Annotated in this window: 15 protein-coding genes; 7 read left to right on the top strand and 8 right to left on the bottom strand. The window is 71.1% G+C overall.

What is annotated here, in order from left to right; all coding sequences use genetic code 11:
* Positions 1-112: 112 nt before the first annotated feature.
* From ACFWJB_RS18560 to ACFWJB_RS18550, 3 genes are all read right to left on the bottom strand, one after another.
* Positions 113-3,379 (bottom strand): family 78 glycoside hydrolase catalytic domain, encoded by a 3,267-nt coding sequence (locus ACFWJB_RS18560; protein WP_386923370.1) that lies wholly within the window; start codon positions 3,377-3,379, stop codon positions 113-115.
* 46 nt (positions 3,380-3,425) lie between these two features.
* Positions 3,426-6,833: a glycosylhydrolase-like jelly roll fold domain-containing protein gene (locus tag ACFWJB_RS18555; RefSeq protein ID WP_386923368.1), complete on the bottom strand. Its 3,408-nt coding sequence runs from the start codon at positions 6,831-6,833 to the stop codon at positions 3,426-3,428.
* A gap of 140 nt (positions 6,834-6,973) precedes the next feature.
* Entirely contained in the window at positions 6,974-9,580 is a 2,607-nt protein-coding gene (locus ACFWJB_RS18550) for a beta-L-arabinofuranosidase domain-containing protein (protein ID WP_386923446.1), read from the bottom strand.
* Positions 9,581-9,929: 349 nt separating this feature from the next.
* On the opposite strand from ACFWJB_RS18550, the gene ACFWJB_RS18545 reads away from it, so the two are divergent.
* The gene (locus ACFWJB_RS18545) at positions 9,930-13,004 is read left to right on the top strand and encodes a glycosyl hydrolase (protein WP_385462599.1); all 3,075 of its coding nucleotides are present in this window, start codon (positions 9,930-9,932) and stop codon (positions 13,002-13,004) included.
* Positions 13,005-13,141: 137 nt separating this feature from the next.
* Here ACFWJB_RS18545 and ACFWJB_RS18540 read toward each other — a convergent pair whose 3' ends face one another.
* From ACFWJB_RS18540 to ACFWJB_RS18530, 3 genes are all read right to left on the bottom strand, one after another.
* Positions 13,142-14,428 (bottom strand): M48 family metalloprotease, encoded by a 1,287-nt coding sequence (locus ACFWJB_RS18540; protein ID WP_386923366.1) that lies wholly within the window; start codon positions 14,426-14,428, stop codon positions 13,142-13,144.
* Positions 14,429-14,624: 196 nt separating this feature from the next.
* Positions 14,625-15,911: an erythromycin esterase family protein gene (locus ACFWJB_RS18535; protein ID WP_386923364.1), complete on the bottom strand. Its 1,287-nt coding sequence runs from the start codon at positions 15,909-15,911 to the stop codon at positions 14,625-14,627.
* A 96-nt stretch (positions 15,912-16,007) separates the two neighbouring features.
* On the bottom strand, positions 16,008-16,484 hold the full coding sequence (locus tag ACFWJB_RS18530; protein WP_386923362.1) for a diadenosine tetraphosphate hydrolase: 477 nt from the start codon (positions 16,482-16,484) through the stop codon (positions 16,008-16,010).
* A gap of 270 nt (positions 16,485-16,754) precedes the next feature.
* On the opposite strand from ACFWJB_RS18530, the gene ACFWJB_RS18525 reads away from it, so the two are divergent.
* From ACFWJB_RS18525 to ACFWJB_RS18515, 3 genes are all read left to right on the top strand, one after another.
* A complete protein-coding gene (locus tag ACFWJB_RS18525) occupies positions 16,755-17,096 on the top strand; it encodes a hypothetical protein (RefSeq protein WP_386923360.1) in 342 nt (113 codons plus the stop codon).
* A gap of 411 nt (positions 17,097-17,507) precedes the next feature.
* Positions 17,508-17,900 carry a beta/gamma crystallin domain-containing protein gene (locus ACFWJB_RS18520; protein WP_385462587.1) on the top strand — a complete coding sequence of 131 codons (393 nt, stop codon included), beginning with the start codon at positions 17,508-17,510 and terminating at the stop codon, positions 17,898-17,900.
* Positions 17,901-18,146: 246 nt separating this feature from the next.
* On the top strand, positions 18,147-18,530 hold the full coding sequence (locus tag ACFWJB_RS18515) for a peptidase inhibitor family I36 protein (protein WP_386923358.1): 384 nt from the start codon (positions 18,147-18,149) through the stop codon (positions 18,528-18,530).
* Positions 18,531-19,005: 475 nt separating this feature from the next.
* Here the strand turns inward: ACFWJB_RS18515 and ACFWJB_RS18510 are convergent, their stop codons facing one another.
* Positions 19,006-19,842: an oxidoreductase gene (locus ACFWJB_RS18510; protein WP_386923356.1), complete on the bottom strand. Its 837-nt coding sequence runs from the start codon at positions 19,840-19,842 to the stop codon at positions 19,006-19,008.
* A gap of 67 nt (positions 19,843-19,909) precedes the next feature.
* Here ACFWJB_RS18510 and ACFWJB_RS18505 point away from each other — a divergent pair, with 67 nt between their 5' ends.
* The 3 genes from ACFWJB_RS18505 (at position 19,910) to ACFWJB_RS18495 (ending at position 21,707) form a co-directional block, all read left to right on the top strand.
* Positions 19,910-20,575 (top strand): DNA-binding response regulator, encoded by a 666-nt coding sequence (locus ACFWJB_RS18505; protein ID WP_386923354.1) that lies wholly within the window; start codon positions 19,910-19,912, stop codon positions 20,573-20,575.
* 106 nt (positions 20,576-20,681) lie between these two features.
* Positions 20,682-21,071: a hypothetical protein gene (locus tag ACFWJB_RS18500; protein WP_386923352.1), complete on the top strand. Its 390-nt coding sequence runs from the start codon at positions 20,682-20,684 to the stop codon at positions 21,069-21,071.
* 222 nt (positions 21,072-21,293) lie between these two features.
* The gene (locus ACFWJB_RS18495; protein ID WP_385462576.1) at positions 21,294-21,707 is read left to right on the top strand and encodes a hypothetical protein; all 414 of its coding nucleotides are present in this window, start codon (positions 21,294-21,296) and stop codon (positions 21,705-21,707) included.
* An 85-nt stretch (positions 21,708-21,792) separates the two neighbouring features.
* Here the strand turns inward: ACFWJB_RS18495 and ACFWJB_RS18490 are convergent, their stop codons facing one another.
* Positions 21,793-24,021 carry a helix-turn-helix domain-containing protein gene (locus ACFWJB_RS18490; RefSeq protein WP_386923350.1) on the bottom strand — a complete coding sequence of 743 codons (2,229 nt, stop codon included), beginning with the start codon at positions 24,019-24,021 and terminating at the stop codon, positions 21,793-21,795.
* Positions 24,022-24,798: the final 777 nt, after the last annotated feature.

Genomic DNA, 24,798 nt, shown 5'->3' with positions numbered 1-24,798 from the left:
TGTTTTTGTTTTGTTGGGGGTTGTTGTTTTTTTTCCAGTACCCGCTCCACGCGTACCCCGCCCGCGGCCCGCGGCGGGGGGCGGTGGGGCGACCCCCCCCGCCGCCGGTGGTTCAGGAGGCGTCGGCCGCGTAGTGCGACGTGAAGGTCCAGTCGCCCGAGCCGACCTCGTAGACGGCCTCGCTCCCCTCCGTCCGCAGCGGCTTCGCTCCGGCCGGGGCGGCGACACGTCCCCCGGTGGACGGCACGTGGACCTCGGCAGTACTGCCGGCGGGCACGCTCAGCCGCAGCCGGTACTGGTCGCCGTCGCGCTTCCAGTCGGTGCTCACGGTGCCGTACGGGGTGCGGTAGGAGCCCGACGCGGAGGTGAGATCGCCGACGACGGCCGGATCGATCAGCAGCTTGCGGTAGCCGATCGAACCGGGGGCCTGTTCGATGCCGGCCACCCGGTCGGTGAACCAGGCGTCGATGGCGCCGAGCATGAAGTGGTTCTGCGACTGGCCGGGGCCCCCGTCCCAGGACTCGCCGAGCGTGGTGTTGCCCGCGAGGACCTGGTAGCCGTAGCTGGGGCTGGTGGTCTGCGTGGCGATCTCGTGGACGACGTCGTCACGGCCGGCCGCGGAGAGGACGCGGAAGGCGGCCGGCAGCGAGATCTCGCCCAGCACCAGGTGGTGGCCGGCCTCCTCGACGCTGCGGACGAAGTGGCCGAGCAGCCGCTCGCGTTCGCCGTCCGGGACGGCGCCCATGTCCAGGGCGAGGGCTTCCGCGCCGTGGCCCCCGCCACCGAAGGTGCCGGTCGCCCGGTCGTAGTACTTGGCGGTCAGGGCCTCGGCACTGGCGTCGGCCTCGGCACGGTAGGAGACCGCGCCGTCCTCGTCGCCGAGGACGGCGGCGATCCGGCTCATGGCGTCGACGACCCGCCAGTAGCCGTAGGTGCCGGCCACGGCGCGCGGGAACGTCCTGTCGGGGGTGAACCAGTCGCCGAGGCCGTAGTCGAGGATGCCGTCCTTGACCTGCTGCTCCAGGAACGACACGTACCGCTTCATCTGCGGGTAGTAGGTGCCGAGCGTGTCCCGGTCGCCGTAGGTGGTGTAGAGCTGCCAGGGCACGAGGACGAAGGCGCCGCCCCAGTTGGCGTCGTTGCGGTAGCCGCCCGGCAGGTTCGTGTACTCGGGGACGGTGCTCGGGATCAGCCCGTCCTCGGTCTGGGCGTCGGACATGTCGCGCACCAGCTTGCGGAAGTACGCCTCCATGTCGTAGTTGCCGGTGAGGACGGGGAAGAGCAGCTGGTTCTGTTCGAGCCAGCCGAGCTTCTCGCGGCTCGGGCAGTCGGTGAGGACGCTCATCATGTTGCCCTCGATCGACCGGCGGATGATCGAGTGGATGCCGTTGACGAGCTCGTTCGAGCTGGTGAAGTCGCCCGAGGAGGCGTTGTCGGTGTGCAGGACCTTGCCGCGCACGGTGACGGTCGCGTTCTCCGGCAGCCCCTTGAGCTCCAGGTACCGGAAGCCGTGGTAGCCGAACCGGGGGTGCCAGGTCTCGGAGCGGCCGCCGCGGGTGGTGTAGGTGTCCCACAGGGGGCCGCCGACGTTGCTGATGGACTGGAAGGCGTGGCCGTCCTTGAGGCTCTCCGCGGGCAGGATGCGGATGTCGGTGCCGGCCGGGGCGGTGACGGTGATCTCCGGCCAGCCGGCGATGTTGCGGCCCACGTCGAAGACGCGGCTGCCCTCGGCGGCTCCCTCGACCTCCTTGCCGGTGAGCGTCTCGATCACGCGGACGGGTTCGGTCTCCCGGGCGCTGAGGGCGGCGGGGCGCGCGGCCGTGCCGGGTCCGGACACGGTGGCCGCCGCCTTCCAGGCGCCGCGGTCCTGGCCGGGCTTGTTCCAGTCCGGGATCGCGCGGCGGGCGTCGTAGTCCTCGCCGCCGTACCAGTTGGTGGAGGTGGTCGCGCCTAGGGTGGTGCGCCAGTCGCCGCCGCTGGCGATGCGGCGCACGGTGCCGTCGGCGAGGGTGATCTCCAGCTGGGCGACGAGCTTCGGGTCGCTGAGGTTGCCGTACAGCTTGCGGTACCGATCGGCGGTGCTGACGACGTTGGCCATGCCGTTGCCCAGCTCGACGCCGATGGTGTTGCGGCCGGGGCGCAGCCGGTCGGTGACGTCGTAGGTGGCGTACTGGACGCGTTCGGCGTAGTCCGTGTTGGCGGGTTCGAGGACGGCGTCGCCGACCGGCTCGCCGTTGATGCTCGCGTCGTGGATGCCGAGGCCGGACACGTACAGCCGGGCGCTGCGCACGCTCTTCGGCAGGGCGAAGTCCTTGGTGAACAGCGGCATTCCGGCGGGGAGGTACGGCGTGGGCGGCCGCTGTCCGCCGACCCGGGCGGCCGGGGTGAAGGGGCCGGTGGCCGCGTCACCGGTGGAGACGGTGTAGTCGACGGGGAAGTTCGGCACGCGGCCGTCGTCGGTGAGGACGTCGGCGCGCGGGTACAGGGCGATCCGGTCGAAGGTCCTGGCCGACCTGAGGTCGAGGGTGAGCACGATCGGCGCGTCGGAGACGTCGGGGCCGGTGTGGGGCGGGCTGGAGTATCCGGCGGCCGTCTGCAGGGCGCTGTTGGGCAGGCCGTCCACGGCGAGGGCGGGTTCCCAGGTCTTGCGGAGGGTGTCGGTCTCCGACGCGGTCACGGCGGCGCCCTTGGCGAGGCCGGTGGTCCCGGTGACGGAGTCGCGCAGGTCGATCTCGCCGAGCTGGAGGCGCCAGGACTCGGCGGGGAAGTCGTCGGCGAGGGGCAGGCCGAGCCGGGTGACGTCGAGGCGGACGTAGCGGGCCGTGGTGCGCGGCAGGTCGACGACGACGGGCTCGACGGTGCGCTCGCTCAGCCGCCAGTCCGGGTGCGTGATCCAGTCCGCGTCCCAGTCCTGCCGCTCGGTCAGGCCCGTCTCGAACACGGCGGGCTCGCTCCATCCCGAGTCGCGGCCGGAGTCGCCGGACCAGAGCATGACCCTCCAGTAGACGCGGCTGCGGGAGCCGAGCCGCTTGCCGTCGTAGGTGGTCTGCGGGACGCCGGAGCGGACTCTGCCGGAGTCCCACAGGTCGGGTCTGCCCTGCTTCAGTCGGCTCAGTGAGGTGGCCGCCTGGACCCGGTAGGCGGACTGCACGACGCCCGCGGCCCGACTGGTGATGTTCCAGCTCAGATAGGGCGTGGTGTCGTCGATGCCGAGGGCCTGCGTCAGGTGCTGGGTGCGCAGCTGGACGGGCGTGACGCGGGCGGGGGGCCCGGCGTCGGCGTGGACGGCCGTGGGCAGCACGGTGACGAGTGCGGTGAGGCCGGAGGCGACCAGGAGGGCGGGGCGCCGGTGGGCGCGCCGGGTGAGCGCTCTGCGCATGGGGTGCTCCTTGCGGGTGTGCGGGGGCGGGGCGGACGCGGCCGGGTCAGACACGGTGCAGGGCGGCCGTGACGCGGCGGTACGGCCGCAGGGTCACGGGCCCGAGCAGACCCGACGGCAGCGGCTTCTTGCGTTCGTTGGAGAGGGTGTTGGAGACGCGGACGGTGATCGTGTTGCGGCCGGCCCGCAGGACGTCGGTGACGTCGGCGGTGTAGGGGCTCCACAGCAGCGGCGGCAGTGCGGTCCCGTTGACGGTCACGGCGGCGACTTCCCGGACCGTGCCCAGGTCGAGGCGGAAGCCGCGCCCGTCGAGGGTGTGCCGGTCCAGGTCGACGGTGGTGGTGTAGGTGCCGCTGCCGGAGAACAGGGGGTCGAGGTCGGTCCAACTGTCCAGGGGCCGGGTGACGGGCGTGGCGCCGTCCTTGTCGAGTGTCAGCGTCCAGTCGCCGCCCAGGTCCACGGCGTGCAGCGGGTCGGTGACCTCGGCGCTGCCGCGGTAGGTGTGCCGGTCGTCGGTGCCCGCCAGCGGGTGGCTGCCGGGTGCCTCGGCGACGGCGGTGACGTGCAGTGTGTTCTTCCGCGCGGTGACGTCCTCCACCGGAAGGGTCGCGTCGGTGAGGTGGGCGCCGGGCCGGGTGGAGGCGCGGACGACGATCGCGAGCGTCTCGTAGGGGCGCAGGCGCAGCGGGACCCGGAGGCCGTCCCTGCCCCGGTCGCGGCGGTACACGGGTGCGGGACGCGCGGTGCCGGTGGCGGGGTCCCACAGCTCCGGGACGCCCGTGGCCGGCAGTGCGGCGACCGTCTCGACGGTCCGTCCGCTCTCGTTGTTGACGAGGAAGGCGATGTCCTTGCCGCGGATGGTGCGCAGGACGCGGACCGCCTCGGCGGGCGGTTCGAGCACCGCGGCGGCGACGCCGGCCGCGTGCGTGGCCTCGCGAAGGCCGGCCACGTCGGCGACGCGGACGGCCGTCCCGGCGCCGGTGCGACGGCTGCCGGGCATCCGCTCGCCGAACAGCCCGGACAGCGCGCGTTCGAGGCCGCGGTCGCCGCCGTTCGCCTCGTCCCCGGGCAGGTCGCCGACGGCGACGACGGTGCCGCCGCCGCGCACGAAGTCGGTGAGCGTCCTCACCGCGGCGGCGTCGAGCGTCGGGGTCGGCGGCAGGACGGCCAGGTCGTAGCGGGCCGCGCCGACGGTGAGCCGGCCGCCGCGGGCGGTGGCGTGGGCGAGGAGCCCCCGGTCGCCGCTCAGTGCTCCCTCGTGGACGAGGTCGAAGTCGACCTGGGCGGCCTCCAGGGCGTACGCGGTGTCGCTCAGGGCGCTGTCGACGGTGCCCTGCCGGTCGGTGCCGCGCCACTGCTCGGCCGCCCGCTGCGGCTGGATCAGCGCGGTCCGTGCCGCCGAGGTGCCGCGGGCGACCTCCATCACGCGGCCGATCCAGTCGGCGAGCGGCTCCATGGCCCACCACCAGGGGGCGCGCGGTCCGAAGGGCGGGGGGAAGTACACCCGGGTCTCGTCGGTCCACAGTGCGTGGAGCACGGTGAGGTTGATGCCGCGGGCGGCGTTGGCGCCGACGAGGGCGCGGGCGAAGTCGGGGGCGACCTGCCAGCCCATGTTGCCGAAGGCCTCCAGCAGGACGCGTTCGCGGCCCATCTGGTGGGCGACGCCGACCGGGTTGCGCGGGATCATGGTCGGTTCGCCGGCCACGTACTCGGCGGTGATGATGTCGCCGCCGGGGACCTGCGCCCACTGGTGGACCTTGTGCAGGTCGCCCGTGGAGGCGATGCGCTTGGACGGCGACGTCTCGTCGTACAGCGGGTTGGTGACGAGGGCGACGTTCCTCTTCTCGTACCAGCGGGACTGCTTCTCGAAGTACACGGCGAACCGGTCGGAGACGGCCTGCCAGTACCGTCCGCGGGCGATGCGGCCGTCGCGGCCGAGGTCGTCGAAGGCCGAGGCGTACGCCGTGCCCGGCTCGACGCCGACGGCGTGCAGCGCGTCCTGCAGCGTCGGCGACCAGGGCAGGCGCTTGAAGTGGGCCTCGGCGGAGGCGAAGTAGGGCTCGTCGTCCCAGAAGCCCGGCACGACGTTGCCGAAGTAGCGGCCGAAGCGGCGGTGGTACTCCCCCGGGACCATGTCGAGGAACAGGTCGACGGGTTCGTCGTCGAGCAGGTCGACGTAGCTGCGGCTGTAGCCCTGGCTGTCGTCGATCAGGGGGCTGCCGCCGAAGACGTCGATCTGCCAGCGGCCGGCGGGGACCTTCCAGGGCCGTCCGGCCCGGAGGTCCTCGGTCAGTTCGACGAGGCGGTCGGTGCCGCCGGCACCGACGGGGCGGGCGACCGCGGCGACGGGTGCCGCGGTGCCCGCGGGCCGCGGCCGGGCCGGGAAGCCGCCGGCGGCGGCCGGGTCGTCGAAGGCCTGCTCGTACAGGGTGGTGCCGTCGGCGGCAGTGACGGTCAGACTCTCCCACAGGGCGCGCTGCCCGTCGACGGCCCGCACGCCCACGCTGCCGGTGGTGCGGGCGGCATCGGTGACGGTGCCCTTGTCCTTGCCGTCGAGGGTGACGGTGAGGCCGTCGCCGCGGACGGTGACGACGAGGGTGTGGAACTTGGTCTTGTTGAAGCCGTCGGTACGGCTGCTGCGCGCGAGCTCCTGCGGTGCCGTGCCGTCGGCCAGGCGCAGGACGGTGACGACGCCGGTCTGGTCGAACTCCACGGCGTAGCCGTCGGTTCCGGTGGCCGAGGCGCGGACGACGAGCCCGGCGGCGCCGTGTTCGGCCTTGGCGCTGCCGGTGACGGTGCAGTCGGTCCAGCCCGCGCCCGCGCTCAGTACGGCGGCTCCGCCGAGGACGTCGGCGTCGGCGACCAGGCGGCCGGTGTCGACGCCCACGCCGGTGGTGGCGGTGAGGTCGGCGGTGGCGGGCCCCTCGACGACGGTGGTGGACCGCCACAGTGCCTTGAGCCGCAGGTCCGGCCGGGGGGCGTAGGTGCGGGAGCCGACGGTGCCGCCCGTGACGATGTACTCGCCGGCCCGGCCGCTCGGGAAGTGGTCGTCGTTGAACAGCCAGACCCGCATGCCGGTGCGTTCGGCGACCTTCAGGACGTGGCCGACGATCGCGAACCACTCCTCGGTGAAGAACACCGGCCGCATCTCGGCGTTGTCGAAGGGGAAGAGGACGACCTCGAACATGCCCTTGTCACGGAGGTCGGCCATCTGGGTCTCGACCAGTTCGGGGGTGACGGGGCCGTTCCAGTACCAGTAGACCGTCGGCCGGCTGTCCCGGCGCGGGTCGGCGAAGTCGTCGGGGGCGTAGCCGGCCGTGCGGGCGGCCCCGGCGGCCGCCGGCCGGGCGGCCTGCGCGGCGTCGGCGGTGCCGGGCAGGCCGGTGGCGAAGGCGGCTCCTGCCGCTCCGGCGGCCACGACGAACCGGCGTCTGGACAGGTCGGATTCGGACACGGGAACTCCATCGTTCGGGTGGGGGCGTCGGGTCGGGCGGGTCCGTGCCGGGCGGCACCGGGCCCTTGGGGTGTCCGGTGCCGCCCGGCACGGGTGGGCGTGGGTCGGGGTGCGGGGTGCGGGGTGCGTCCGGGGTGTCGTCAGCCGGCGGCGAGTCCGGCCACCTCGGCGGCCGTCAGGGCACGGTTGCGCAGGCGGAAGTCGGCGACCGCGCCGTGCAGGTACGGATGCGTGGCGTTCTGCGAACGGCCCAGGTAGTTGCGCGTGCTGGCGCCGAGCAGCAGCGGGCTGGTGACCATGGCGGTGTTGCGGCCGGCCTCGGCTCCGTCGACGTACAGGGTCCCGGTGCCGCCCGCCAGGGTGACGGCGACGTGGATCCACCGGCCCCGCGGCAGGGGCCCCGGCGCGTCGATCACGTCCTCGCCCTCCATGCCGGAGATCTTCAGCGCGGCGCGTGCCCGGCCTGCGCCGGTGCGGGGTGTGAGGTACAGGTAGGTGCCCTTGTGGTAACCGAGGTCGAAGACGCGGGCCGAGTTGGCGAGCGTGTCGACGCGGACGCGCACGGCGACCGTCAGTTCGCTCAGTCCGGCGGGGAGCCCTTCGGGGAGCGTGACGTGACCGTCCGTCCCGTCCAGGAGCACCGCGGTCCGGGTGCCGTCCGTGGTCCAGCCGGCGCCGCCGGTCAGCACCGCGCGGGGGAAGGTGCCGGTGCTGTCGGCGGCCGTGGTGCCGCTGCCCTCGTCGAGCCGGTAGCGGGCGATGTCGCGTTCGCGGCCCAGGCGGGGGGTGACGGCCCAGTAGACGGTGTAGTTCTGGTGGTGGACCTTGTAGAACGGCCGCAACGGGACCTCCCGCCCGTCGGCCACGGCGGTGAACTCCAGCGGGACGCCCGCCACCGGCCGCAGGGAGCCGGGCCGGATGTCGGGGATGGTCGCGAGCGCCGTCGTTCCGTAGGCGCCGGCGAGCACGACGGGGCCGTAGGACAGCGTCCGGACCTGCGGGTTGTCGGGGGCCGGCTGCCACACCGGCTCGCGCGGGAGGGTCAGTTCCACCGTGTCGCCGCGTCGCCAGCGCCGCCGGATCGTGACGTACCGGCCCGGGCGGGCGGGCGCCCCGACCGCATGGCCGTTGAGGCGCACCGCGGCCCGGCCGCCGCCGGCGGCGAGCCAGGCGGGGACACGGATCCTGAGGGTGAAACGCGCGTCTCCGTCCGTGACGGTGAGCCGGGTGCGGTCGGTCTCCGGGTGGCCGGTCTCCTGACGCAGCGTCACCCCGGTCTCCCGCCAGGTCACCTCGGAGGGGACGAACAGGTTCACGTACAGCTCCGGGTCCGGCCCGGCGGAGCGGAAGTAGATGCTGTCGGCGAACTTGGTGTGGGTCTCCAGGCCCGTTCCGTGGTCGCAGGAGAAGTTGTCGTAGTCACTGCTGTAACTGCCCGGCGCGGCGCCGAGTCCGCCCTTGGGCAGACGCCGCGAACCGGCCCACAGGCCCGTGTAGTAGGTGACGAAACCGTGCTCGGAGTCGGGGTCCTGCTCGCCGAGCATCTGGTTGTAGAGGGTCCACTCGTAGTGGTCCATGTACGCGGTGGTCGTGGGGTCGAGCAGGAAGAGCTGCCTGCCGAGCTTGAGCATGTTGTAGCTGTTGCAGTTCTCGCAGGTGTCCTCGGAGAGCCGGCTGACGATCTCACCGGGCGGTCCGAACAGCTCCTGGTTGGAGTTGCCGCCGATGGCGTACGAGTGGTGCCGGACGACCGTCTCCCAGAAGTGGGTCGCGATATCCAGGTAGCGCCGCTCCCCCGTCGCCCGGTAACTGCGCGCCGCGCCCACGATCTTGGGGATCTCGGTGTTGGCGTGCCGTCCCGCGAGTTCGTCCCGGCCCGCGGCCAGCGGTCCGTACAGCTCCTCGTGGTCGAAGCGCAGCGCGGTGCGCAGGTGCGCGGGGTCGCCGGTCTCCAGGTACAGGTTCGTCAGCACCTCGTTCATCCCGCCGAACTCGACGCGGAGCAGGGACTGCATGCGGTCGTGGGGCAGGGGTGCCGTGCGGGAGTCCACCCAGGCCGCCATGCCGGTCAGCACGGTCATCGCCTGCTCGTTGCCGCTGAGCCGGTACTGGTCGAGGAGTCCGGCCATGATCTTGTGCAGCGTGTAGTAGGGCGCCCAGGGCCTGCCTCCGGCCTCGAGCTGGTCGAAGACGTTCTCCGGGAAGGCGGAGAGGTAGCCCGGGCGGTATCCGGCGGCGGGGGCGTGGGCCTGGCACTCGGCCAGGGCCGCCACCAGGTGGCGGGCCTTCGCCGCGTAGGCGTCGTCACCCGTGTTGGCGTGTGCCTGGGCGAGGGCGGACAGCAGATGACCGGTGGTGTGACCGCGCAGCAGGACGTCCGGGGCCTCCCAGCCGCCGCACGGCAGGGCGGCCGACGGCAATCCGGCGTTCAGCCGGAACGTGTGCAGCAGCCGGTCCGGGTCGACGTACAGCAGGTAGGCGCAGGTGCGCCGCATGTTGGCGAGGAACGGGCTCTCCAGGAGCCGGACCGCGGACAGCGGGAAAGGGTCCAGCGCCGGCCGGACGGCCTCCACGGCCGACCCGGCGCCGGCCCGGGTACCGGCCGGTGAACCGGTGCCCGGGCCGACGGCGGATGCCTCGGCGGTCGTGGCGGGCAGCGCCGTGGTGGCGGCCGCGGCGGCCGTGGCGGTCAGGACACGGCGTCGGGTGGGGCTGGGCACAGGAGGGCTGGGCACATGGGGTCGCACGGACAAGCCGGGCTCCTTCGGGGAGGGATGACCGTTCGGGGATGGGCCGATGCGTGCACGGGGCGGCGGGAGGGACGCCCTGCAGCCGGCTCCGCAGTGTGCGTTGAAACGTTTTTGTCAGCCGACGGCAAAGTAGGCGTGACCTTGTGGCGAGTCAAGGGTTCCGACAGCCCCACCCGGACTCGCGACGCCGTGTCACCGGACTGCCCTTGAGGGGCTCTTGCTGGTAGATGGCCCTGTTGGCGACTCAGGTGCCCCGCCCGACGATCCGTCCGCGCCGACCCCTTGCGGCCGCACATCGGGCTGCGTATGTTCCAGCCAGGCCATTAAAACGTTCAAACGAGGCGCGATGAGACACAGACCTGGGCAGGAAGACTCCTTCGAGCACGACAGCCTGCGGCGACGGGCTCTGCTCAAGATGACGGCGGCGGCCGGAGCCGCGGCGGCCCTTTCCGCGGGTGCCGCCCCGGCGGCCGCGGCCGCGGCGGCGGGAGCGCCGACGACGCCGGCGGCTGCCACGACGGCGAAACCCGGCGGAGCGTTCGCCCGTTCGTTCTCCTCCCCCGCGGCGCCGGTACGTCCCAGGTTCCGCTGGTGGTGGCCGGACGCGCTGGTCGACGCGGACGAGATCAGGCGGGAGATCGACCAGATCGCCGACGCGGGCTTCGGCGGCGTGGAGATCGCGGCGGTCACCCACAGCCTCTCCGAACCGATCGACCCGTCCCGGTTCGGCTGGGGGACGCCCGCCTGGGTGGACGCGGTCGAGACGGCCCTGAGCCAGGCGAAGAAGCGCGGCATCGTCGTGGACCTCACCATCGGCCCGGCCTGGCCGGCAGCGGTTCCCGGCATCACGCCCGACAGCAGGTCGGCGATCAAGGAGCTGGCGCACGGCGTCGCCGTCGTCGCCGGAGGAAGCACCTACACGGGTGCGCTCCCCGAGCCGGTGACCGCCCCCGACGCCGCCGCGACGACCCGCACGCTGCGGTCCGTGCAGGTCGCCCGTGTCGTCGCGGGCACCTCGCCCACCGCTTTCCCCACCCGGCTGGAGAAGGACTCGGTCACCGATCTCACCTCCCTCGTCGAGGACGGACGGCTGGAGTGGACCGCGCCGGACGACGGGACCTGGCTCGTCGTCGCCTGCTTCGAACGCGGCTCCGGCCAGCGCCCCGAGGGTCCCGCGCACACCGCCCCGCTCAGTTATGTCGTCGACCACTTCGGTGAGGCCGGGACGCGTGCCGTCATCGACTTCTGGGAGAGCCGCATCCTCACCCCGCGCATGCGCAAGCTGCTGCGGGAGACCGGGGGCGCGCTGTTCGAGGACTCCCTGGAGATCGAGACGCACGCGACCCTGTGGACACCCGGCATCCCGGCCGAGTTCGAGCGCCGCATGGGCTACTCGCTGACTCCGTACCTTCCCGCCCTGCTCCAGACGAAGGAGAAGTACGCCTTCTCGTTCGACGACGCCACCAACAAGGCCGTCCGCCGGGACTACATGGAAGTGGTCACCGAGCTGTACGTCGAGAACCACCTGCTCCCGGTGCGGGAGTGGGCGCACGGCCTCGGGCTGCAACTGCGCGTCCAGCCGTACGGACTCCAGACCGACGCGATGTACAAGGCCGCGCTGCTGGACGTGCCCGAGGGCGAGTCGCTCGGGTTCAAGAACCTCGACGACTTCCGCTGCCTGGCCGGCGGCCGGGACATGGGCGGCAGGCTGGTGCTGTCCAACGAGGCGGGCGGCACCGCGGGCGGCGCCTACGCGACCACCTGGGACGCCACGCTCCGCAAGCTCGTCACCCAGTACGCGGCCGGCGTGAACCAGGCCGTCTTCCACGGCTTCGCGTACGCCGACGCCCCGGGCGCGGCATGGCCCGGCTTCGCGGCCTTCTCCCCGTACAACGGCGGCGCCGGCTACGGCGAGGCGTGGGGCCCGCGCCAGCCCACCTGGCGTCACGTGCCCGACGTCGCCGGGTACCTGGGCCGGGTTCAGCAGGTCCTGCAGACCGGCGTCAACAGGGCCGACGTCGGCGTGCTGTGGCAGAAGGGCTACGCCGGCTCGGGCCTCGGCGCGTCCTGGTTCAGCGGCGAGGGCGTACCGGTCGGCTGGACGCACCTCTTCCTCAGCCCGCGCCTGCTCTCGCTGCCCGGAGCCGTGGTGCGCGACGGCCGCCTCGCGCCCGACGGCCCGGCCTTCAAGGCGCTCCTCGTCGACGGCGACGTCATGATCGGCCGCGAGCACACGCTGCAACTGGACGTCGCCGAGAAGCTCGTCGGCTACGCCAGGAAGGGTCTGCCGATCATCGTCATCGGGGACTGGAAGGACGGGCACGTGCCCGGGCTGCCGAAGGAGGGCGACAATGCGCGTCTGCTTGGCCTGATCGGCGAACTGCTGGCGCAGCCGAGCGTGTTCAACGTTCCCGACCGCCCCGACGTACCGCAGGCCATCGCCGCGCTCGGCCTGAGGCGCGACGTCGAGTACGCGCAGTCCTCGATGCTGCTGCACGCGCACCGGGCCGACACCGAGGCCGACTACTACTTCTTCGCCAACGACTCGGTCAGCAAGAAGGGTTCGACCGGCACACCCATCAGTCACGACGTCACGCTCACCCCGCGCAGGCCGGACGCCGTCCCCTACGTCCTGGACGCCTGGACCGGCACGGTCGAACCGCTCGCCACGTACACCCGGCTCGACGACGGGCGCATCCGGCTCCGCGTCGCGCTGGAACCGGGAGCCACGACGATCGTCGCGACGGCCCGGCCCGGCAAGTGGATCCCCGGCCCCGCACCCCGCTGGAACGCGACGTCCAGCGAGGCGGCCGAGGTCCGTCGCGCCGCGGGTGGCCGGCTGGAGATACGCGACACACGTCCGGGCACCTACACCACCGTCCTGCAGAGCGGGGCCGCCGTCAGCGCGACCATCGAGGAGGTCGCCGAGCCGATGGCGCTCACCCGCTGGACGCTGACCGCCGAGGACTGGACGCCGGGCGCCACCGCGTCGGGCACCATCCCGTCGGGCACCACCAGGACCCGGCGCACCGTGGAGCTCGACGGGCTCAAGCCCTGGCCCGAGATCCCGGAGCTGGCCGACGCCTCGGGCATCGGCCGCTACCGCACCACGGTGAAGCTCGGGGCGGCCTGGACCGGTGGCCACGGCGCCCGGCTGGAACTGGGCGAGGTGTTCGACACCTACCGGGTCACGGTCAACGGGCGTGCCCTGCCGCCCGCCGACCAGCTGACACCGGTCGTCGACGTCGGCCCGTACCTGCGGCGCGGCACCAACACCATCGAGGTGGAGGTCGCCACCACCCTGCTCAATCGCTTGCGGGTGGCCCGGGCAGCGGTGTTCGGGCTCGCCAAGCGGCAGAACTACGGGCTCGTCGGCCCCGTACGGCTCGTGCCGTACGGCAGGGCGGTCGTCGACGCGTGACCCCGGCCGCGCCCCTCGCGCCGGAGACGGACACGGGTCCGGCCCCCCGCGGCACCGGTGTGCCGCGGGGGGCCGGCCGTGCCGCCGGGGGACGCGCGTGGGTCGACGACCGGAGGCAGGAGTGGCCCGTGAGGGCCTCAGTCGCCGAGGCTGCCGCGCAGCAGGCGCCGGGCCACCTCGGTGCGGGCCGCGGCGAGTTCCGTGCCGATCAGCTCGGTCCGGCGGGCCTGCGGCACCACCGCGGCTGCCTCGGACCGGTCGGCGAGCAGGCAGGCGCGGCGCAGATGGGTCGGAGGATGGGTGGCGTCGACCTGGTGCCCGCGCCGGGCTCCTACGCGCCGCTGCCGTTCGTACTCGTGCTCCGGGACGGACGCCGCGAACGCGGTGAGCCGTCCCCACAGCTCGTCGGCCCGGGCCGCGGCCTCCCGGGTGGACCTCGGCCCGCCGAGGGCGGCACGGTTGGCCTCGGTGCGCAGCAGGCCGCTGAGCGAGTCGGCGATGAGCAAGCGGTCCATGAGGCCGACCGCCGCGTCCTTGGACGCGGTGCGGGCCGCCAGCCGGTCGGCGAGGTACTCGGCCCGCACCCCGGCCCGTGACGTCAGCCGGACGAGCAGCACCAGCAGCCCCCCGATCAGCAGACGGGGCAGCACGTAGAGGGCGTTGACGATCACCTCGAGCCCGGACGGGTGCGGAAGCGGCTGGAGGATGTGGTGCCACAGGGACAGGGACCGCACCGCGGTGCCCACCACCAGGCCGTTGCGCGTGTCGCCGTTGGCGTAGTGCGCCAGTTCGTGGCCGAGCAGCGCGATCCGCTCCTCGGGCGTCAGGACCCCCCACAGCGGCATGCCCAGCACCAGCAGCCGGCGGCCGCGCACACCGTACGTCGTGACGGCGGCGTTGATGCTCCCGTCCACGGCGATCGCGTGCACGCTCCGGGTGTCGACCGCCCGCGCCACCTCGTCCACCAGGGCGAAGAGTTCGGGCGCGTCGGCGCGGAACAACACGGGCCGGTCGTCGGGCAGCCGGCGGGGTCTCGGGGCGAGCGCCCAGGCCAGCGCCAGGAGGACCAGCCCCGCCACCATGCCGACGCCGCCCCAGCCCGCCGCCACGCTCCAGACACCACCGACGGCGAGCGCGACGGTGACGCCGTGCACGGTCAGGGCGAGCGCGGTGGCCGTCACCGCCGAGACGTCACGTCGCGGGAGCGGTTCCTGCCCGTTCAGCATCTCGGCGAGCAACTGCTCTCCATGCCGTCGGGCCAGGGCGCGCTCGGCTCTCTCCAGCCGTCCCGTGTCCGGCTGCGGCTCCCCGGGGTCCACGTTCCAGTCGCAGGCGGGACACCAGACGGTGAACCGGCTGTCGCCGCGGATCTCCGTGCCGCACTCCGGGCACGGCTGTGTGGTCTCTTGGGCGATGGCGGGCATTACGGTGTTCCCCTCCTACGCGGCCCTCCCCGAGCCGCTGCCTGCTGATACGGGCCGATCCGATCACACGGCGCCGCCACGGTGAAGACACGGTCGTCCGGACGGGCCGAACCGTGATCCCACCGCAACCGCCCCATGAGCAACAGGGCCGCGCGTCAGTGACCTCCTCCGGAGCCGGGCTCCCCCGCCTGTCGAGTCACCGGAGGATGTGGGCGGCTTCGACCTGGTGGAGGTGGATGAGGATGTCGTACGAGCGGCCGAGGGCGGTCGCCGGGTCGTCGGCCGACCAGTACAGGCCGTAGGAGCGGGTGGGGCGGGCTGCGGCGAGCCAGGTGCGGGCTGCCGCGGGCGCGGTACGCAGGTCGATGCTGAAGTCGCGGTGGCGGAGCTTGTCGAGGGTGTGCTCGTTGTAGCCCTTCGGGGCCGGGGTGACGGTGTACCGCCGGGGCCGCTGGGCGGTGAAGTCGGGCAGGGCGTTGACGGTGCCCTGGTTGAAGGTCAGACCGATGTTGACGTAGTCCGGACCGAGTCGGGCGCGCAGGAAGGCGCCGGTGGGCTCCGGGAACTCGTCCGGGTTGTCGCTGGTGTAGGCGATGTGGCCGTTGTTGGAGGCGAGCAGGATGCGGCCGCCCTCGTGCCGCAGCCACCAGGCGGTGTTGGCGGCCATGGCCCGGTCGCGGAAGCGCATGCGCTCGGGGAACTGCTCGTCGGGGAAGGCGTAGCCGGTGAAGCTCTGGGTGATGGCGGCGGCGTTCTGCAGGGCCCAGGCGTGCGCCCGCTCGGAGTCGCGGCCGGCCGTGCGGGGGCGGCCGCGGTCACGGAGCAGTGCCAGGGCGGCGTCGGCCCGGTCGGCCTCGGCCCGGCGTGCCGGCAGTTCCTTGGTCAGTTGAGCGACCATCCACGGTCCCGCCTGTGTCCCGGCCGCCGGCCTCAGTCCCGCGTAGAGGTGCCCGACGCGCCCGGCCAGGTCGGGGCGGTGCACGGCGAGGTAGTCGGTGACGTGGTCGAAGGCGTCGGGTCCTGCGTAGCCGAGGTCGTTGCCCACGAACCGCAGCTGCGGCCGGTCGGGGTGGGTGATGTTGTATCGGCGCATCCACTGGATCAGGTCGAGGTACTCCTGGGTGTTCCAGAAGACGTACTGGCCCTGGAACTCGTCCCGCATGATCTGCGCGGGCTCGCCGATGCCGCGGGTGACGTAGGCGTCCAGGCGCAGGCCGGTGCTCCAACTCGACTCCAGGGCGAAGGTGGTGAAGCCCTTGGTGGCGACGAGATGCCGGAAGAGCCGCTGCTTGAGCGTGAAGAACTCGTGGGCACTGTGGCTGGCCTCGCCCAGGCCCACGACGCGGGCGTCACCGACCATGCGGCCGAGCGCGTTCAGGTCGTTCAGGGGACGGGCGCTGCGGTCGAGGGCGCTGACCGGCTCGGCAGCGGAGGGGGCCGACGCTGCCGCGGGGCCGGCGCCGAGGGTTCCGAGGGTCGGCACCAGTGCCGGGGTGGTGTGGCCCGGGCTGAGTGGGCGTCGGACGTGCGGCGCTGCTGCGTGCGCAAGTTCGGCCTGTTCGTGGACCTGCCTGGATGCCTACGCGGATCGCAGCCGGTCCAGCTCGCTACCGATCGCTTCCCGCAGCGCGTCGTGCTGCGGGCCGAGCCTGAACCGCTCGTCGCCCCACCGCTCGCGCGGATAGAGCCACACCGGAGCACCCACTACGTCAGCCGGCTCCCATTCGAACCGCGGCCAGACATGGGCATGCAAAAACGGGTCCGTGTTCCCCAGGATCTCCAGGTTGACCCGCCGGAAGGCCGAGTCCAGCCGCTGACAGGCACGTTCGACCGCTTCACCGAGCTGGTCCATGTCAGACAGGAACGACAGTCGCTTCGTCCTCGGCAGGTCCGACAGTCGCTGCACGTCCGGGTCGTCCACCAGCAGAACCGAGTAACCCGGCAGGAACTGCACATCCCCGATCACCGCGAAGCCCGAGGTCAACCGTCGCAACACGGTCGGGTTCTCGCCTCTCAGCGCAGCCCCGATCCGATCCGTCCGCCAGTCAACAGACATGGCCAGAACCTACATCCTGGATAGGCAAGTGGAGCGAGGAGCAGCCCGGCACGACTAGACACGTCCGAGTGGCCTTCCGGACGATCGCCTAGTGCCCGCAGGAGGGCGCGCTGCATACCTCGACTCCGCACGCACTGCCAGGCACGACGCATGATCGACCGCACTCACCGCCTCGGGCGCGTCGGGATCTGGGCAGGGGCACCGCCCCCTCTCCGCACCCGAAGAGGCCGCCGGGACAGCGCTCCTCGGGGCGAAGTAGCGTCAAGGCGCATGGCATTCTTCGCGCTCTTCGGGCCGCCCGCGGTCACGCTGATCCTGATCGTCTTCGGGGTGTTCCCGTACGCGTGGTGGGTCGCCAGGAAGAAGCCCTCTCGCCCTGCCCGTCTGGCTGCGATCGCAGGCGCAGCAGCTGTCGCCGCCTATGGCGCGGGCACCTTCTACGGTTTCGCCTACACGCACCCCCTTGACCTCTGTGCAACGAAGACCGCCAGTGGCGACTACGTGGACAGCGGGCGTGACTACAGCCTTGCGTCAGCGACCGTCCACCACTTCCCCCCGTCCCTCACCTGCCACTGGAGCAGCGGCCACAGCACCAACGACGTGGCGTTCTGAACCACGCCCCTGCTTTACGCAGCCCTGGCCTGCGCCGCCGTCTGCTTCACCCTGATACTCGTCAACCGACATCGACACACAGGGGCAGCGCGGGACAGCGAGTTCGTCGCGTAGCCGGGTTCTCGATGCCGGCGAGCAGGCTGGTCGGCGGGGCTGTGAGAGGTCGGCCGGCACCTCTTCCGGGTATCGCGAGACGGTCCTTGCCGTCCTCGATGCGTTGCTGGATTCGGATCCAGCGGGGGCCTGTCCCCCACGGGAGCTACGTCCGAGTTGGCTCTGCGTGGTGACGACCGCCACCCGCGCTCTCCGTAGTCTTCCACCTGGTCGCAGCGCCCGCGCCAGACCGATGGCGAAGAGATCCAACAAGCTCGCATGATCATTTCCACTCCTGTATCACAGAAGGAAACAACCATGAAGCAGGTGGCCAAGAGGGTTCTCGTCGCAGCGGTGGCCGCTGCCGGCTTGACGTTCGCGATGCCGGCGGCCTCCGCCTCCGCGGCCAACGAGACGTCTTGCGGAGACCCCACTCTCCCCCAGCGGAACGACCTCGCATGGGTGGAAACGAGCACCGGCAATCGCCTGTGCTTCGCCAACGCCGGCAGCTTGAGAGTGTCCTTCAACGACGTCAGGCATTTTCACTCGGGCAACAACACTGTTACGTTCAGTTACATCATCGAGGAGAACGACTACTACACCGAGCGCACCTTGCGTAAGTGGCAGGACTACACCATCGACTGGGGTCTCCACGCCCGCGTGTACAACGTGCGTATCTGCGGAGGCCCCGTGGAATGCCCGGTAACCTGAGGCGGGTTCGGCAAAAATACCCCGTCGACGCCCTTCACGGCGCAGTACAGCAATGTCCCGATCGTGGACAACGCGGCTATCTTTTCCTCCATCTCGAGCCCGGTACTCGCCTGCAGCATCATCTGCCTGCGACCACTTCGAACGTCATGTCGAAACGACCGGTAAGCCGCGAGAACGCCACGGAAGCAACTGTTGGACGCGGCAAGCAGGACCGTGTTTCCGCGGGCAACAACGAAAAGGGAACTCATGAAACTGACAGCCAAAGCCGCGATAGTAGGAGCAGTACTCGCCTCCACCGCCGTACTGGCGGCTCCGGGAACCGCATCGGCCGATGACCCCAAAGATGGTTCCGTGAGCCGCTGTTGGGAAGGCAAAGTCTGCCTGTTCGACGGCCACAACAATACCGGCGACGTCCTGCAGCTCGATCCGGTGGACATCCCCAACATCGGTTGGGCGTGGAACGATCGGGCCAGCTCGGTGTGGAACCGCAGCGACAAGTTCGCCTGCATCTGGACCGATGCCGACTACTACGGCTACTGGTTCACCATCCCGCCGGGTGAGAAGCAGGAACTTCTGTTCGCCTACGACAACGCGGTGACCGCCCTCGGTTACGGTGGCTGCGGGGGCTGAGCCGGCTGGTTTGACCACATCCCGTCCTCCGCCCGCGCTTCGAGGGAGAGGGCGGGATGCGGCCGGATGGAGTCCCGCGTGGGACACCTCAGCCCGCGGCCGCGAGCAACATGATCCGCGCGCGCCCGAAACCGGTGCTCGATCGTGGCTCTCAAGCTGTCTACGGGCATAGCAGGCAAGCTGTCGTCTGGAACCGATCAGTTAGCGGTGTTCCAGGGGCTCATAGCCCGAGGCTGCCACCCACAAACGACCGCCACCACAACACCCCCTGATCCAAACGAAACCCCGTGGATCTTGTGACAGGTGTCGTTCTACCCTCCTGTGTGCGATCCGTGAACGGTCGCTCACGTAGGTCGGAGTCGGAGGAGGCTCCGCGGGGAGGATGTGTCATGCCGGTAGAGCCACACTCGGCGCCCCTGGGTGGGTGAACCATACGAAGGGCTCACCACGTCCCGCAGAACGACGTAGGGATCAGTTAGCCTCGCAGCTCAGACAAGTCCTCGTCACCGAGACTGAGATCGCTCGCCGCGAGGTTCTCCTCCAGGTGAGCAAGAGAACCGGTGCCCGGAATCGCCAGCGTCGACGGCGAGGTCGCCAGAAGCGAGGCGATCGCAGCCTGCGCGCTGGTCGCGCCCAGGCGTGCTGCGACCTTGCCGAACTGTTCGGCGTCGAGCAGGCCTCCGCCGAGCGGGAAGTACGGCACGTACGCGATGCTCGCCTCCTCGCACTCGGCCAGCAGCCCCATGTCACTGGTGCGTCGGTTCTGCACCGCCGCGACGGGCGCGATCGCCCGGGCCTCGGCAAACTGGGCGGCGTCGACGTTACTGACGCCAAGGTGCCGGATCAGCCCCTGCGCGCGGAGTTCGGCCAACGCCGCGAAGCGTTCCGCGATCGACTCACCGCCCGGCCCGCTCATCCCGCCGACGCGCAGATAGACCAGGTCGAGCCGGTCCAGGCCGAGAGAGCGCAGGTCCGCTTCGACCAGGCCGCGCAGCTGAGCAGGCGTCGCTTGCTCGCTCGGCACACCATCCGGTCCGAGCAGCGGCCCGACCTTCGTCGCGATCACCAGGTCGTCACGGTAGGGGCTCAGTGCCGTACGGATCAGCTCGTTGGCTCGCACCGCTCCCCGGCCGTAGAAGCCGGCCGTGTCGATGTGATTCACGCCCAGTTCCACAGCGCGCCGGAGCACGGCGATGCCGCCCTCCGGAGCTCGCGTCGGGCCGTCGAAGGTGCCCATCGCGAGGCGCATCGCGCCGAAGCCGAGCCGATTGATGGTCAGGTCTCCGCCGAGGGAGAAGGTATTGATCGTCACAAGGCTCATGGTGTCCGCCGCCGCGATACCCGACGAGCTCGTGGCAGCTTGCTGCCAGACTGACGGTATGCGGAACGAACAGGTGTTCTCAGTCCAAGGAGACGCGGAGTTGATCGCGCGTGCCGGTCATCTCTTCGCTTCCGCGCAAAGCGAGTTCCTCTGCGCCGCCCGGGACCTGAAGACCTGGTCGCAGCCGGAGGCCAGGGCCGCGATCCGAAACCGGATGCGTACTGCGAATTCCTCGGACTTCGCCTCTCGTAAGCTGCTCAGCCCGGTCGCGCTCGCCCACGAGGAGGACCGCGCGCACCTGCGGCTCGTGCAGAGCAAGGGCGCTCTCGTACGGATCAGCGGCTCCCAGCTTCCGCACGAGACCATCCTCATCGACCGGCGAGTGATGATCCTCGCCGGCCGCGAGACCCCTACCGGCCGCGAGTACACCGTGACGACGTCACCGATCCTGGTCGACGGCGTCCACTCCCTGTTCCGAGCCATCTGGGACAGCGCCCTCGATCTCGACACTTGCCTGCGCAGCGACATCCCCCATCTCGATGCCGACGGCCGCCTGATCCTCAACGCCCTCGGTTCGGGACTCACCGACGAATCGGCGGCCCAGCGGCTCGGCGTCTCGCTGCGCACCTACCGGCGGCGCGTGGCCGAGCTGATGGCCAAGCTCGAGGCCAACTCCCGCTTCCAGGCCGGCCTGCGTGCGGGCGAGTCGGGGCTGTCCCGCTGACTGATCATTTCAGGGGTGTCCACGTCGTCCGCCATGAGACGATCTTGGACGCCCTCGTTCTCGTTTCCGCAGGCATCCCTTGGAGCACACCACCAGGAGGAACCCAGTGTCATACCCGCAACCGCTCACCCCCGAGGAGAGACTCGCCGACGCGAAGAAGCGGCTGGGCCTCCCGCGTATCGTCGTGATCTGCGGTTCCACCCGCTTCATGACCGAGATGGCCGAGGCCGATGTCCGGGAGACCGAAGCCGGAAAGATCGTCGTCAAACCGGGTTGCGACATGAAGTCGCCGCACGAACTCTGGTCCGATCCTGTCGAGGCCGAGGCGCTGAAGGTTCGGCTCGACGATCTGCACCGAGCGAAGATCCGGCTCGCTGATGAGGTGCTCGTAGTCGGCGACTACATCGGAGACAGCACCCGAGCCGAAATCGCCTACGCCCGGTCGCTGGGCAAGCCCATGCGGTTCACGCACCCCGAAGTAGACCCCGACGCCTGACCGCCAACCCCCGCACCCGCACCCGCCGCGGGCACCCCCGGATTCGAAGCCCAGCAGAAGAACGCCAGCCGTACTTCTTCAGGTGGAACTGCCTGGGACGGAACCCGCCCACCGTGATCGACTGTGCCTGCCGCACCGCAGGTGGATGGTTGCGGTCTGTCGCGATGCCGCGTCATTGCTTGAAGCGGTTGATGCACCGTTCAACGGCGGAAGGAGAGAGTCATGCCGATCCATAGGTTCAAGGCGACCGTGATCGCGGCCGCTGCGGTCGCGAGTGTCGCCGTGGTGGCCACGCCGGCCGAGGCGAGCAACTGCTCGCGCGGAGGCGGCGTCTACATCTGCGAGTACGGCGTGAGCAGCCACAAGCTCCCCAACGGTACGAAGCAGGAGTTCATCGTCGGCACCGACCGTGCGGTGTGGACCCGCTGGACCGACTCCGACGGGGACTGGTCGGGATGGATGTCCATGGGCGGAAGGGCCTGGAGCACGGCGCGCGCCTACGACTACGACACCAGCGACCCCTGGACCTTCAGGGTGTTCTATTACGACGAGACCGGGGAGTACTGGGGCCGCAACCGTGACCACGACGGCAACTGGTCCCCGTGGACCCGCTACGACCTCCCGCTCAACGGCTGACCGCCCGCGCCCGGCCGTACCGCCCATCCCCTTTGTCAGGGCCCCTAGCTCTTTCGATGGTCCTCGTGCAGCAGGGGCCGACTGCTCAACCTGACGTCCGCGTCGTGAGCCGCTTGACTGCCGCGTCGTACCGTGCCTGGAGTTTCGTGTCCGCGGAAACCCTCAGCAGGACGCCGAGCGCCCGTACCGCGCCGTCCTCGTAGCCGGAGGACTCCGCTTCCCGGGCTGCGAGATCGAGTTGCTCGATGCCTTCGGCCTTGTCCCCGAGGCCCAGCAGCGCCTCTCCTCTCACCATGAGCAGCAGAATCCGGGGGATGTCGGCCGTGCCGGACCGGTCATCGTAGGTCAGTGCCTCAGTCGCCGTGTCCAGGGCCTCGCGCCAGTTCCCGGCGTCGGCCCGATGACGGGCCAGGTGCTGCAGGGCCAGTCTTTCGATGGTCCGATCGTCAGCCTTGCGGGCCAGCTCCACCGCCCGCTCACACCCCTGCGCGGCCTCGTCCAGGCCGCCGAGTGCAGCCTGCGCCATGGCCAGAACGATCAGGGAGTTCGCCTCGGCCACCGGGTCGCCTGTCCGGGAGGCGAGCGCGGAGGCTGCCCTCAGGTGAGTCAGCGCCTCCTCGATGCGCCCCTCCTCGATCAGCACCCAGCCGAGCACGTTCAGCACTCGTGACTCACCGTGCTGATCGGCGTCGGCCCGTGCCGCCTCGAGCCCGGTCTCCAGGAGCGAGACCCAGCCGTCCCGTACACGCCACACGATCAGCGGCCACAGCGTCAGCACAAGCCGCCAGGTCCTGCCGTGCAGTCCGGCAGCGTGCGCCGCGGCGACCGCAAGCACGAGGTCATCCCTCTCTGCCGCGTACCAGGCCACGGCGGCGGACCGATCAGCGAACTCCCGGACGGCAACGGGCGGCAGGTAGTCCGCCGGCAGCGGGAAGCACTCCTCGTTGCCGGGCTCGGCCGCCGCCACGGCCGCGAGGCCCGTGGTGATGTAGTGGTCGAGAACGCGTTTGAGCGCTTCGGGCGCGACATCCAGGCTCCGTGCGTAGAGCCGCACGAGATCGTGCATGGTCCAGCGGCCGGGCGCCGTCTCCGTGACGAGGTGCGCGACGGCCAGTCTCTCCAAGGCGGCTTCGGCGGCTGGCGGATTCGTGTCCGACAGGGCTGCCGCCGCATACCGGTCGACGTGCGTACCGGGGTGGCGGCCGAGATGGGCGAACTGACGGGAGACGTCCTGCGGAAGCTGTTGCAGCGTCACGCGCAGCGCCGCCTGCACGCCGGTGTCCTCCACATCCAGCAGGCTCAGCCTGCGCGTCTCGTCGGACAGCTCGGCAGCCATCGCCTCCAGAGAAAAGCCGGGTCGTTGCGTCATCCGGGCAGCTACCACCCGCAGCGCGAGGGGCAGTCCGTCGCAGAGCTCGGCCAGCCGTCGCGCGGCCACCGGCTCCGCGTTCACCCGTTCCGTGCCGAGTACCGCGGCGAGGAGCATTGTGCCGTCCTGCGGTCCCAACACATCCACCGCGACGGAGCGAGCAGCGTCAGTGACGATCAGCCCCGGCAGCCGGTGCCTGCTGGTGACGACAGTCACGCAGCGGCGGCCGCCTGGAAGGAGCGGTCTGACCTGCTCGGAGTTTCGCGCGTTGTCGAGCACTACGAGGAGCCGGCGGTCGGCGGCGAGCGACCGGAACAGCGCGGCTGCGCCATTCGCCGACTCCGGTATCCGCCCGAGTGGCACACCGAGCGCCAGCAGGAACTCACGCAGCACCTCGATGAGCGCAGGCTCGCCCGTGTCGCCGAAGCCACGCAGGTCCGCGTAGAGCTGCCCGTCGGGAAATCCGGCACGGTTGTGGTGGGCCCAACGCAGCACCAGGACTGTCTTCCCGACCCCGGCGGGCCCGACAACCAGACAGACGGGAGCCTCGCCGTCGGCGGCCTGGGACAGGGCGTCGAGTTCCGTCGCCCGTCCGTAGAAGCCACGCGGTGCGCGCGGCAGCAGATCGGGCGCAGCGGTCTGCTCAACAGCATCCGGTACGACCGTAGGTGCTGGCGCATCCGTGATGCGGGCTCTCCGGGGACGGCCCAAGCTCGCGGTGTGTTCCAGCTCCCGGGCGCCGGACTCGTCCAGGCTGAGGGCGGCAGCCAAGGCCTGCACGGTGCGACGCTGCGGCCCCCGGGTGTGTCCGCGCTCCATGTCCGACAGCGCCCGCACGCTCACCCCCGCAGCATGTGCCAGCTCCTCCTGGCTCAGCCCGGCCTCCGTCCGTAGACGGTGCACAAGCGCGCCGAAGCCGCCGGTGACCGGTGTACCGGTGTACATATCTGCATGTCCCCTGGTCAGTGCGGCCCAGCCGGAACGCCGTACCCCGCCTGCGGAAGTATGCAGTATGCACGAACTACTTCTGCAGACGAAACGCACTGTTCCTTCACTCTCCTAGGAGTTGGACCTGCGCAGTACCGGAACCATCTCGCCCGCATCCTCGTCCAGACCCCACGCTGACCGAAGAGACAGAACCTGGAGCGTGTTGCGGAAGTGCGGACCGCGCCGCACTACGAGGTCCGATTGCCGCCAGCGGGATCGGCACGGCCCCGCTCCGGGCCGGTTGGGCGGCCGCTGTCATGGCTGGTGGTCCGTCGGACTCTCCAGGACGGCAGTATGGTCAGCCGTCGAGGACTGAGAGAGGACGGACATCATCGTTCGACAGCGACTGAGACGCTCGGCCCTGGCGTGCGTCGTCACGGCGACGCTGATGACCGCGGCAGCCTGTGCCCCTGCGGATCTCGGGCCACTTCCCCCGCGCTTCTCCGGCCCGGCTCTGCCCGCGGACACGGCGGTGTCGGAGATCAGGTCGGTACTGGCCGCAGAGGGTATCGAGGTGGAGAGGGAGCCATCGAACTCCCTGGGCAGGTGCTACGAACGGCTCTCGGGACGGCATGCGCCGGAGACTGTGAACGCCGCACTCAAGGCGGCTTTCGCGCGGGCCCGTTCCGAGTACGGCTGGCAACCGGGCCCCGATGTGGATGCCCAGGCGCTTTCCCTCACGAAGGGCAACTGGACGGTGCTCGCCGTCCTCCCCGTCCAGCCGCCCCAGGGTGC

The sequence above is a fragment of the Streptomyces sp. NPDC127100 genome, from assembly GCF_042724095.1.
Lineage (GTDB): Bacteria > Actinomycetota > Actinomycetes > Streptomycetales > Streptomycetaceae > Streptomyces.
This window is presented reverse-complemented; position numbering and strand designations above follow the sequence as displayed.

What these genes read in the sequence shown, in the direction of transcription:
- ACFWJB_RS18560 (WP_386923370.1), bottom strand. Translation starts at nt 3,379, where the DNA reads ATGCGCAGAGCGCTCACCCGGCGCGCCCACCGGCGCCCCGCCCTCCTG.
- ACFWJB_RS18545 (WP_385462599.1), top strand. Translation starts at nt 9,930, where the DNA reads ATGAGACACAGACCTGGGCAGGAAGACTCCTTCGAGCACGACAGCCTG.
- ACFWJB_RS18540 (WP_386923366.1), bottom strand. Translation starts at nt 14,428, where the DNA reads ATGCCCGCCATCGCCCAAGAGACCACACAGCCGTGCCCGGAGTGCGGC.
- ACFWJB_RS18530 (WP_386923362.1), bottom strand. Translation starts at nt 16,484, where the DNA reads ATGTCTGTTGACTGGCGGACGGATCGGATCGGGGCTGCGCTGAGAGGC.
- ACFWJB_RS18525 (WP_386923360.1), top strand. Translation starts at nt 16,755, where the DNA reads ATGGCATTCTTCGCGCTCTTCGGGCCGCCCGCGGTCACGCTGATCCTG.
- ACFWJB_RS18520 (WP_385462587.1), top strand. Translation starts at nt 17,508, where the DNA reads ATGAAGCAGGTGGCCAAGAGGGTTCTCGTCGCAGCGGTGGCCGCTGCC.
- ACFWJB_RS18515 (WP_386923358.1), top strand. Translation starts at nt 18,147, where the DNA reads ATGAAACTGACAGCCAAAGCCGCGATAGTAGGAGCAGTACTCGCCTCC.
- ACFWJB_RS18505 (WP_386923354.1), top strand. Translation starts at nt 19,910, where the DNA reads ATGCGGAACGAACAGGTGTTCTCAGTCCAAGGAGACGCGGAGTTGATC.
- ACFWJB_RS18495 (WP_385462576.1), top strand. Translation starts at nt 21,294, where the DNA reads ATGCCGATCCATAGGTTCAAGGCGACCGTGATCGCGGCCGCTGCGGTC.
- ACFWJB_RS18490 (WP_386923350.1), bottom strand. Translation starts at nt 24,021, where the DNA reads ATGTACACCGGTACACCGGTCACCGGCGGCTTCGGCGCGCTTGTGCAC.